We start from the raw sequence: 10,804 nt of genomic DNA, 5'->3' as shown, positions 1-10,804 counted from the left end.
GTCCGGGGCAGTGGGGTCCGGGGCAGCACTATCCGGCCGCGCCGTACCAGTGGGCACCTCCGCCGCCCCCGGCTCCCTGGGCCATCGGTCCGTCGCCGGGCACCCGCTACGACCGGCTCGCCCGTACGGCACTGCATCGCTGGTGGCGGCCGATCGTCGGGACGCTCGCCATCGTCGCCGGATACCTCGTGGTGTCGGTGGTGGCCGGGATCGCCGCCTGGCTGGTGTCGATCCTGGCGGGCGTTCCGATGGTGCTGCAGGGCACCCAGATCTTCGCGGACCCGCTGCTGACGCTCGGGTTCAATCTCGGCCTGATCGCCCTGGCGATCCCCCTGGTGGCCGGGGCGGCCTGGGCGGTGCAGCGGCGGAGGCCGGGCACGCTCTCGTCGGTCGCCGGGCGGCTGCGCTGGCGCTGGTTGTTGTCGTGCGTCCCCATCGCGCTGGTCGCCGTGATCCTCGGTGAGCTCGCGCAGCAGCTGACGTTCCTCGCGACCGGTGTGTCGACCGGGTTCATGTGGGTGGGCTGGGACCGCTTCCTGGCTCCATTGATCGTCATCCTGGTGCTGGTGCCGTTCCAGGCGGCGGCCGAGGAGTACGTGTTCCGCGGCTGGATCCTCCAGGCGTTCGGGGCCTACCTGCGCAACCCGGTGCCCGGCATCGTCATCGGCGCGGTCGCCTTCGCCTCGCTGCACGGCTACACCGACTGGGGCATCGCCTACGTCTTCGGGTTCGGTGTGCTCATGGGGTGGCTGGCGATCCGCACCGGGGGCCTGGAGGCGCCCATCGCGTTGCACTCCGTCAACAACGTGTTCGCCTTCGGCATGACCGCCGCCGCGGGCGGCCTCCAGAACGCGCTGCAGCAGGGCTCGGTGCCCTGGCAGTCGATCGTCGGCACGGTCGTGCAGTTCGCCGTTTTCACCGTCGCCGTCGTGATAATCGCCCAAAGACGATCAATTCAGACTCTGTCCCGATAAATCTCACTAGAGAGGTATGGTCAGCGCGGCGTTCGCTGTGTTGGTCTTTAGAGGTGATCGCCAGCCGGAGACCGGGTATCAACATGCTCGCGTCCGCTTCGCCGTTCTAGTGGAGGCACGGAGCGTGAATTCGGACCCCCCTTCACGCGATGAGGAACACCCGGCGACGCCACCGGCGATCCCGCCCATCCCTGAGGGCTCTCCACAGGGCTCCTCGCCATGGGCGCTGCCTCCGTTCGGCGCCCCCGTACCCGACGAGACGCCACCGCCGCGCCGCACCGGGCGGCGTCCGTACTCCGACGAGCCCGACACGCCCGCCAGGCCCCGGCGCCTGGTCGACCGGCCGGACAAGCTCGTCGCCTCCGGCCGTGCCACCCCCCGGGAACCGGCCGAGCCCGTACGGGATCGGGAGGCAGGACACACCGGACAGGAGCAACAGCCACACCCGGAGCAACAGCCACATCCAGAGCAACAGCCACACCCAGAGCAGCCGGCGCAGCCCGAGCCGGTGCGGAGGATCGGCGCCCCGCCCGGAGGGCGCCCGGCCCGTCCTGACGTGCTCGTGGCCACCGGCCCACCCCGCGCCGGCGGCGGTCGGCACCACCACCACCGGCGGCGGAGCGAGCCCAAGCGCCCGTTCCGCGTCCGCAGGTACGTCGCACCGGTCCTGGCGTTCGCCCTGCTGCTCGCGGCCGCGTTCGGCGTCGCCCGATGGGTGTCGGGACCGTCGGCGGGCGGCCTGCTTCTCGCGTCGGGCGACGGCCAGTCAGGGGACACGGCGTTCCCGGCCCCCGGCCTGCCCGGCAACGGCTCCAGCCAGGTGCTCAACGCGGTCACGTCGGCGAACTCCACGGTCGTGGCGGTGGGCAGCGACATCAGCGGCCCGGTGCCGCGACCACTCTTCCTCGTCTCCACGGACGGCGGCGGGAAGTGGGAGCTGGGCCGGGTCGTCGGCCCGGCCGGTTACGACACCGTCGGCGGAGCGGTGGGCCGGGTCGTGGGCGGCGGCGGGCACTGGCTCGCCGCGGGTACGGACGCGCCCGGGTCCGCGGGACCGGCGGCGCGCGGCATGTGGGTCTCCTCCGACGGCAAGACCTGGACCGCGGTGGATCCCGGCCGGTTGACCGCGTTCTGGAGCCAGGATCGGATCACCGACCTGGCCAGGACCGCCCTCGGCTTCGTGGCCGTGGGCACCGCGACCCTCCGGGACGGTACGGCCGGCCCGGTGGCCTGGGTGTCGCCCGACGGGCGGGGATGGACCCGCGTGGACACCGGCCAGATCGGTACGCCCGACAAGGTGCGCGGCATGCGCGCCGTGGCCGCGCGCGGCGACCAGGTGGTCGCCCTGGCCGACCCCGGCGAGGGCGACTCCACCTCGGTGGTGCTCCGCTCGGCCGACGGAGGCAGGTCCTGGCTCCGTACGGCCGTCGCCCTCGCGGACGTACGGCCGGAGCCGGGAGCCCTGGCGGCCACGGGCAAGGGCTTCGTGCTGGTCCCGACGCGGCAGCGGTCGGCGGCGGGCGAGGTACGGGTCTTCTGCTCGGGCGACGGCGCCAAATGGGAGCAGTGCGGCACCATCGGGAAGCTCGGCCCCGAAGGCGCGGGCGTGCGGGGCCTGGCCTCGTCCGCGGCGGGGATCGCGGCGGTGACGGAGTCGGCCTGGGAGCGGTACGCCCTCTACACCAGCGCCGACGGGCGCAAGTGGACCAAGAGCGCCGACCTCGGCGAGATCCCCGGGACGCTGCGCGGGCTCACCATCACCGACGAGGGCGTGCTCGTCGCGGGCGGGGACAAGCGCGGGCCCGGAGACGTGGAGAACCTGCCCGTGCTCATGACGGCGAGGAAGGGCAAGCAGGCGAAGGCCGTACCCCCCGGGGAGATCGCGGGGCTGACCCGGCCGGCCAGGGAGACGACCAACCTCGCGGCGGCGGGCGGCCTGTTCGTCGCCGTCGGCTCCGGTGGCGGCGACGCCGGCATCTGGACCAGCGGCAACAACGGCGCCAACTGGAAGAGCCTCACCTACCCCGATCTGCTCGGCGGTTCGGGACGCCAGGCGCTGAGCGCGGTCGCCCACGGGCGGAAGGGATGGCTGGCCGTCGGCACCACCACCTCCGACCCGGCGGTCACCCGGCCCCTGCTGGTCACCTCGGCCGACGGCAGAACCTGGAAGCCCGGCCCGGCCGTCGACGTGCCGGCGGGCCACTTCCTCCTGGCGCCGAACGCGGTCGGGGCCGGGCCCAAGGGGTACGTCGTCGCGGGCGAGGACCGCGGCGCGACGGGAGTGCTTCCCGCCCTGTGGTTCAGCTCCGATCTCAAGCGGTTCACGCGGGCGGCCCAGGGCGCCATGCCGACAGGGGGCGCGGGTGTGCGGATCACGGACGTCACGGCCACGTCGTCCGGGTTCATGGCCGTCGGAGGCTCCGGCACCGCCGACCGGGAGACGGGCGTCGTGTGGGTGTCCTCGGACGGGGTCGAGTGGACGGCCAGAGGCCGGGTGCTGCCCGACGACACCCGCTCCGCGGGGCTGCGCCACGTCGTGGCGCGGGGGAACGAGGTGATCGCGGTCGGCGTCGCCGACGGCGGCCGTCCCTTCGCCGCGGTCTCGTCGGACGACGGGTCCCACTGGGAGTACGCGTGGCTGCCGGTGGAGGAGGCGGCCGCGGTGCTCGACCTGGCGGCGGCGGACCAGGGAGTGGTCGCGGTGGGGGCGCACGGCCCGGCCGGCGAGGGGGACAGCACGGTCTGGATCTCCGGCGACGGCCTGGACTGGACCCGCCACACGCTCACCGGGGACGGCCTCGGCGGTGCCGGGGCGCAGTGGCTCGGCTCGGTCGCGGTCTCGGGGAACCGGGTCGTCGCCACCGGCCGGTCGGCGACCTACACGGAGGACCACCTCACGATCTGGCGGAGCACGCTCACGTCATCGGAGGACCGATGACCTTCCAGGAGACGAGGGCCTCCACCAGGCCGTCGGTCAGCGGCAGCCGTACCAGCTCGGCGAGATCGCACCACCGGGCGTCGGCGGCGTCGTCGCCGGGCGACAGGCGGCCGTCCGAGGTGGCCACCAGATAGTCGTGGATCTCGTAGGTCACACCCGCCGGCCCGGGACGCAGTACGGTTCCGGCCAGGGAGCTCACCGTGCCGTCGAGGCCGGTCTCCTCGCGCAGTTCGCGCCGCAGCGCCTCGGCGTCGGTCTCGCCGGGCTCGACCCTGCCGCCGGGGAGGGACCACAGGCCCTCACCGGGCGGATGGCCCCTGCGGACCAGCAGTATCCGTCCGGCCGGGTCCAGGACGATCGCTCCCACGCATCTGACCACATACAGAACATTACGACCGGATAACCGAGAGGTCCTTGACGCCAGTGGTTCACGGAAGCACCGTGGGTAGTTGTGAGAGCCGCGCCTTCCTGTCCGCGGTGCTTCGGGCCGCTGCATGAGCCGAGCGTCTGGAACAGCTCCTGGCGCTGCGACTTGCACGGCGACGTGCTCCCGCTCCAGCCGCCCCATCGGCCCTCACGGGCCGCGCTCGACGCGCTCAGGCAGGCGTCACTGGTCCCCGTGTGGTTGCCGTGGCCGCTGCCCACGGGCTGGCTCGTCACCGGGTTCGCCGAGGTGGGAGACGACCGCACCGGCGGCCGGGCCAGCGTGGTCGCCCTCTCCGGCCCTTCGGTCACGCACGGCCCCGCCGACCTGCTGATCGTCGCCGAGGAGCCCGGTGTGGGCCTCGGCGCGGCCTATGCCGGGCTTGACGGGCCCGACCCGGGAGGTGAGTTCGACGCCGGCCCGCCGCACGCGAAGATCGAGGTACGCGGGCATCCCGGCGCGCTGTGGTGCCTCCTCAAGGGGGTGCCGCCCGATCGCGCCGTGTACGTGGGGGAAGCCCTCGGCAACTGGTTGTGGATGATCGCCTGGCCGGCCGAAGTAGGGTGCTTCATCCCGCTCGCCCAGCTCTCCCTGCGCGACCTGCGTGACAACGACCAGGAACTCGACCTCCCGTACGGCGCATTCTCCCCTCGCCTCGACGACGAGCCACGAGAGGCATGAGCTAGTAGGGTTCTGAGACGTGACAGCGCGTATCGAACGAGTGGTGACCTCCGGCGTGGTCGAGATCGACGACGCCGAGCACAAGGTTGAGAACAACACGTGGATCGTGGGTGACGATGAGGAGGTCATCGTCGTCGACCCGGCGCGGGACGCCGACAAGATCCTCGAAAAGGTGGGCGAGCGCGAGGTCCTCGCCGTCATCTGCACCCACGGGCTACCCGACCACGTCGGCGCCGCGATCGAGGTGGCCGCCAGGGACGAGGCCGTCATCGCCCTGCATCCCAAGGACAAGCGCCTGTGGCGCCAGACCTGGGAGGAGACCTGGCCCGACATCGAGATGGAGGACGAGGGCCTGTTCGCCGTCGCCGACGTCGAGCTCGAGGTGCTCACCACGCCCGGCATCACCCAGGGCGGCGTCTCGCTCTACTGCGAGGCGCTCGGCGCGGTCTTCACCGGCAAGTCCCTCCAGGCCGACGGTCCGGGCCGGCTCGGCGGGGAGTACCCCGCGCTGGCCGACCAGCTCACCGCCATCGGCGAGCGGCTCTTCACGCTGCCGCACGGCACCCGCGTGCTGCCCGCCCACGGCGAGGAGTCCACGATCGGCGATCTGGAGCCCCAGTTCGACGCCTGGCTGTCCGGCTCACTCACGGGAGGCGACGAGCAGCACCGGGAGTCGCCCCTCGTGGACGGCACCGGCGCCTCCGGCATCACGCTGAAGCTGGACGACGAGTAGCCGCTCCCATGGAACAGCTGGGATTCGAGGGCATGCCGCGCCGGCTGTACGCGTGCACGCCCTCACGGCTGAACTCGTGGCTCGACTGCCGCCGCCGCTACCGCTTCACCTACCTGGACCGGCCGGCGCCGCAGAAGGGGCCTCCCTGGGCGCACAACAGCGTGGGGGCCTCGGTCCACAACGCGCTGGCCGGATGGTGGCGGCAGCCGTACGAGCGGCGCACGCCGATGACGGCGGCGACCCTCCTCACCAGCGGGTGGATCACCGAGGGGTTCCGCGACCAGGAGCAGTCCACGACGTGGCGTGATCGCGCCCGCGAGATGGTGTCCGGATATGTCGCGACACTGGATCCAGCGGACGAGCCGGTCGGCGTCGAGCGCACGGTGGCCACCCGGACCGCCGTCATCGCGGTCTCCGGGCGGATCGACCGGCTCGACCGGCGCGGCGACGAGCTCGTCGTGGTCGACTACAAGACCGGTCGCCGGGCGCCCGACGGCGACGACGCGCGCTCCTCGCTGGCCCTGGCCCTGTACGCCATCGCGTCGTCGCGCGTGATGCACCGCACCTGCCGCAAGGTGGAGCTGCACCACCTGCCGACGGGTTCGGTGGCCGAGTGGGAGCACACCGACGAGTCGCTCGATCGGCATCTGCGCCGGGCCGAGGAGATCGCGCGGGAGGCGTCCGAGGCCGACGAGGCCTACCGCGCGTGGTCCGGCGCCTCCGGATCCCGTACGGCGAGCACGGACCCGGTGCCGCCGGAGGTCGACGCGCTGTTCCCGCCCAGTCCCGGCCCGATCTGCTCGTGGTGTGACTTCCGGCGGCACTGCCCGCAGGGCCTGCAGGCAGGACAGGAGCGCAATCCCTGGGACGGCCTCCACTAGGTGGTGCCTGGCAAGGTAGGCCGTGCACCCCACGGCCTGCTACGCACGCCCTGGGGTGCACGGCCTGAGGCGTGTCGGGTGCTCCCCGGCCGGTGAACGCCCTGTGGGGCCCCTCCCGGGGCCCGTCAGGAGTGGTGCAGGATCTCGCTCTCTGCGGCGTTCCAGAACCGGGTGAGCGCCGCGGCCGTCGTCTCGGGAGCCTCGACGGCCGGGGAGTGGGCGGCGCCGGGCACGACCACGCATTCGGCGTCGAGCCGGTCGGCCATCTCGGCCTGCAGGAGGGGCGGCCAGCCGTCGTCGTGCTCGCCGTACAGGACAAGGATGGCGAGGCCGCTCTCGGCGAGTTCGTCCACGCGGTCGGGGGCGTCGAGCACCTCCCTCGCCATGGCGAGCAGCCCGGCGGGGGAGTGGGCGAGCAGCCGCTTGCGCAGGAAGGACACGATCTCGTCGGGAACCCCCGCCCTGAGCGCCTCCGGCTCCATCCGGTTGGCCCAGAGGTACTCGACGCCGTACTCCGGCAGCTCGGTGAGCATGATCCGGCCCGTCTTCTCGCGGGGTCCGATGATCCCCGCGGGACCCGAGCTCATCAGCGTGTACGACGCGAGCTTGGCGGTGCCGTCCAGGGCGGCCTCACGGGTGATCAGCCCGCCGAAGGAGTGTCCGAGCAGATGCACGGGCTCGCCCCCGCCGACGGCGTGGGCGACCAGGTCGATGTCGGCACCCAGGGCCGCGCAGGTGTACGCCGAGGGATCGTCGGGCCCGGGCGTCTCGTACTGGCCGCGGATGTCGACCGCGACGACCCTGCGGCCGGCCTGGGCGAGAGTCTGGAGGACCGAGATGAAGTCCTCCTTGCTGCCGGTGAATCCCGGGACGAGGAGGGCGGGCCAGCGCTCGGGGACACCGCTGACGGGCTCCGCCGAGAGGACCGTGAACGTGCCCGCCGGCGTCTCGATCTGCTGGGTGGTGACACCCGGGGGCAGCGTCAGGAATCGCGGCGTACTCACGTGGCACCACGATACCCAGCGATGCTGTTGGCAACACCGCCAACAGCACTTTGCCGGTTGTGACCCATAACTCCATGCCTCCTACAGAGGGTTTACCCACTGCCGGATGGCGGTCTCCCGTCCCCGGCCGGCGGGCCGGGGACCGGTCTGTCTCCCGTGGCTATCCGCCTCGCCGTGACCGCGCTGGGCGGCGACGCTGGGCCGCGCGCTCCGTCGCCGCGGAGGGCGCGGGAATGTCGTCCTCCGTCGCGAGGTCGGGAGATCGGAACACCACGACGAACGGGTTCGGCGGGATGATCCGCTCAGGCTGCGCCTTCGGCTGGGGCAGCGGTTCGGGCTCGAGTACGGCCAGCGGCTCGGGCACAAGATCGCGCTCGGGCACGAGGTCGCGCTCGGGCACGAGGTCGCGCTCGGGCTCGGCTTGCGGCGCGGGCGCGGGCTGGATCTCCTCGACGGCGGCGGGGACCGCCGTCTTCCGGGTCTTCCGGGTCTTGCGGACCTGGTCGACCTCGCGGGTCTGCTCGATTTCGCGGACCTGGTCGGCCTCGCGGGTCTGCTCGACCTCGAGAACCTCTTGTGGCTCGCGTGCCTCGACCGCCGCCTCGGCCTCGGCGCTGCGTCCACCGCGGGTGCGGCGGCGCTCCCTCGGCGTACGGGCGGGGCGCTCACGGCGCTCCTCCCGTCCGGGCCGGTCGCCGCGACCGCGAGAGCGAGTACGCCCGGTCTCGCCGAGATCCTCGATCTCCTCGGCGGCCAGACCGGCGCGGGACCTCCTGGCGTGCGGCAGCACGCCCTTGGTGCCCTCGGGGATGCCCAGGTCCGTGTAGACGTGCGGCGAACTGGAGTAGGTCTCGACCGGCTCGGCGAAGTCGAGGCTGAGCGCGTTGTTGATGACCTTCCAGCGGGTGAGCTCGGTCCACTCGACGAACGTCACGGCGACGCCGGTGCGCCCGGCGCGGCCGGTCCGGCCGATGCGGTGGACGTAGGTCTTCTCGTCCTGCGGACAGTCGTAGTTGACCACGTGGGTGACGTCGTCGATGTCGATGCCGCGGGCCGCCACGTCGGTGGCGACGAGGACGTTGATCTTTCCGTTGCGGAACGCGCGCAGGGCCTGCTCGCGCTGGCCCTGCCCGAGGTCTCCGTGCACGGCCGCGACGGCGAAGCCCTTGTCGTCGAGCTGCTCCGCCACCATGTCGCAGGCGCGCTTGGTCTCGCAGAAGATCATGGTCAGGCCGCTCGTGGTGCTCTGCAGCAGCCGGGCCACGATCTCGATCTTGTCCATGCGGTGCGTGCGGTACACGAACTGCGTGGTCTGCGGGGTCGCCTCGGCCTCGGCGTCGTTGTTCTCCGCGCGGACGTGGATCGGGCGGTTCAGATAGCGCCGCGACAGCGCGACGATCTCGCCCGGCATCGTGGCGGAGAACAGCATGGTCTGCCGTTGCTCCGGGACCAGCTTGATGATGCGCTCGATGTCGGGAAGGAAGCCCAGGTCGAGCATGCGGTCGGCCTCGTCCATGACGAGCATGGTGATCTGGCCGAGGTCGAGGTGCTTCTGCTTGACCAGGTCGAGGAGCCGGCCGGGGGTGCCCACGATGACGTCGACGCCGCTCTTGAGGGCCTCGATCTGCGGTTCGTAGGCGCGGCCGCCGTACACGGTGAGGATTCGGGAGCCGAGCTTGCCCGCCGCGAGGACGAGGTCTTCCGTGACCTGCAGGGCGAGCTCTCGGGTGGGGACCAGGACCAGGCCGCGCGGCTTCTTGCGGTTCTTCCGCGGCTTGCCCACGAGCTGCAGCATCGCGACGCCGAACGCGTAGGTCTTGCCGGTGCCGGTGCGTGCCTGGCCGATGACGTCCTGCCCGGCGAGGGCCAGCGGGAGCGCCATTTCTTGGATCGGGAACGGTGAAGTGATGCCCTCGGTCTCGAGCGCATCGGCGATCTCTGGGATGACTCCCAGGGCTCGGAACGTCGTCAGTGTGACCTGCCTCAGTCGTTGGCGAAGGCGGCCCACCGGAACCAGATCGGCCGGAACTCTCCCAGGCCGTGTTCTCACGGATGTGGCGCCCTCGGCGTCATCAGCGACCGCGGCATCCAGTTACTGGGGGTCTGGAGCCGGACGGCCCAGATCAATACAGTGCGGTCGCACTTTCGCGAACCAGTCTACTCGATACCACAACATGGAACCGTTTTCTCCGTGTTCCCGATGTTCGGTCAAGTGTTTTCGCGTGATCATTTCCTCCGGGCGCGCGTCGGGTGGGGCGAAACCGGCCCGCGTACGACCCGCGTACGCTGCACCCATGAACGAAACCCCTCCTGGTGTCGTGGACCTGCTCGGCGTGCTCGCGTACGCAGAGCTCACCGCGTTCCTCCGGCTGGCCGAGGACGCGGCGCTGCTCGCGCCCACGTTGACCGACCGTGCCGCACTCGGTGACGTGGCCGCGGCCGAGTACGGGCACTTCCGGCTGCTGCGCGACCGGCTCGCCTCGCTCGGCGTCGACTCGGAGGAGGCCATGGCGCCGTTCGTCGACGCCATCGACGCCTGGCACGAGCAGACGAAGCCGAGCGACTGGTACGAGGCCCTGGTCAAGGCGTACGTCGGCACGGGGATCGCCGGTGACTTCTACCGCGAGGCCGCCCGGCACGCCGACCCCTCCGTCACCGAGCTGGTGGAGGAGGTGCTGGCCGACGAGGTGCGGTCGGCGTTCACCGTGGACCGGGTGCGTGCGGCCATCGAGAAGGATCCGCGGTTGAGCGGCCGCTTGGCGTTGTGGGCCCGCCGGATGGTCGGCGAGGCGCTCAGCCAGGGGCAGCGGCTCGCGGCGGCCCGCCCCGACCTGGCGGTCCTGCTGGTGGAGCCGGGAAGCGAGGACCTGGCCGAGATCGGGCGGCTCTTCGCCCGCCTGACGGAGGCGCACGGGAAGCGGATGTCCGCCCTGGGGCTCACGCCGGGCCCGTGAGTGCCAGCCCGTGAGTGCCGGCCCGTGAGCGCAGGGAGCCCCGTGAGCGCGGGCCTGTGAGCGTCAGTCCATGAGTGCCGGGGCCGTGATCACTGGGCGCGTCGAGCGTGTGGGACCGGACCTCTGGCCATCTATCCCGGAGCCGCCGGGGCCGGTACCGATAGGGCAGCCGGTCCGCTGATCGAGCGGCGGGAGGACGCCAACGGTTGTAGCGT

The 10,804-nt window shown here is 72.1% G+C and carries 9 protein-coding genes; 6 read left to right on the top strand and 3 right to left on the bottom strand.

Features of this window, described 5'->3' with window-relative positions; genetic code table 11:
* Positions 1–974, top strand: a 974-nt coding sequence (locus tag IMZ11_RS30285; RefSeq protein ID WP_228645835.1) for a CPBP family intramembrane glutamic endopeptidase, incomplete at its 5' end; no start/stop codon positions are given.
* Positions 975–1,098: 124 nt separating this feature from the next.
* Positions 1,099–3,912, top strand: coding sequence for a hypothetical protein (locus IMZ11_RS30280; protein ID WP_228645834.1), 2,814 nt, complete (start codon positions 1,099–1,101; stop codon positions 3,910–3,912).
* Here the strand turns inward: IMZ11_RS30280 and IMZ11_RS30275 are convergent.
* Positions 3,890–4,279, bottom strand: a complete 390-nt coding sequence (locus IMZ11_RS30275; protein ID WP_228645833.1) for an NUDIX hydrolase — start codon at positions 4,277–4,279, stop codon at positions 3,890–3,892. The two genes, IMZ11_RS30280 and IMZ11_RS30275, sit on opposite strands and share 23 nt — an antisense overlap.
* Positions 4,280–4,363: 84 nt before the next feature.
* Between IMZ11_RS30275 and IMZ11_RS30270 the strand changes: the two genes are divergently transcribed.
* The 3 genes from IMZ11_RS30270 to IMZ11_RS30260 are packed head-to-tail and all read left to right on the top strand — an operon-like array spanning position 4,364 to position 6,631.
* Positions 4,364–5,017, top strand: coding sequence for a DUF6758 family protein (locus tag IMZ11_RS30270; protein WP_061259319.1), 654 nt, complete (start codon positions 4,364–4,366; stop codon positions 5,015–5,017).
* 19 nt (positions 5,018–5,036) lie between these two features.
* On the top strand, positions 5,037–5,750 hold the full coding sequence (locus IMZ11_RS30265) for an MBL fold metallo-hydrolase (RefSeq protein WP_228645832.1): 714 nt from the start codon (positions 5,037–5,039) through the stop codon (positions 5,748–5,750).
* 8 nt (positions 5,751–5,758) lie between these two features.
* Positions 5,759–6,631, top strand: coding sequence for a PD-(D/E)XK nuclease family protein (locus IMZ11_RS30260; RefSeq protein WP_228645831.1), 873 nt, complete (start codon positions 5,759–5,761; stop codon positions 6,629–6,631).
* A 125-nt stretch (positions 6,632–6,756) separates the two neighbouring features.
* Here IMZ11_RS30260 and IMZ11_RS30255 read toward each other — a convergent pair whose 3' ends face one another.
* Positions 6,757–7,635, bottom strand: a complete 879-nt coding sequence (locus tag IMZ11_RS30255; protein ID WP_228645830.1) for an alpha/beta fold hydrolase — start codon at positions 7,633–7,635, stop codon at positions 6,757–6,759.
* 160 nt (positions 7,636–7,795) lie between these two features.
* A complete protein-coding gene (locus tag IMZ11_RS30250) occupies positions 7,796–9,517 on the bottom strand; it encodes a DEAD/DEAH box helicase (RefSeq protein ID WP_228645829.1) in 1,722 nt (573 codons plus the stop codon).
* Positions 9,518–9,929: 412 nt separating this feature from the next.
* Here IMZ11_RS30250 and IMZ11_RS30245 point away from each other — a divergent pair, with 412 nt between their 5' ends.
* On the top strand, positions 9,930–10,589 hold the full coding sequence (locus tag IMZ11_RS30245; protein ID WP_228645828.1) for a ferritin-like fold-containing protein: 660 nt from the start codon (positions 9,930–9,932) through the stop codon (positions 10,587–10,589).
* Positions 10,590–10,804 lie beyond the last annotated feature (215 nt).

Source organism: Microtetraspora sp. AC03309 (assembly GCF_020826795.1).
GTDB classification, from domain to species: domain Bacteria; phylum Actinomycetota; class Actinomycetes; order Streptosporangiales; family Streptosporangiaceae; genus Microtetraspora; species Microtetraspora glauca.
Note: the sequence above shows the minus strand (reverse complement) of the source record. Positions and strands in the feature narration are given on the sequence as shown.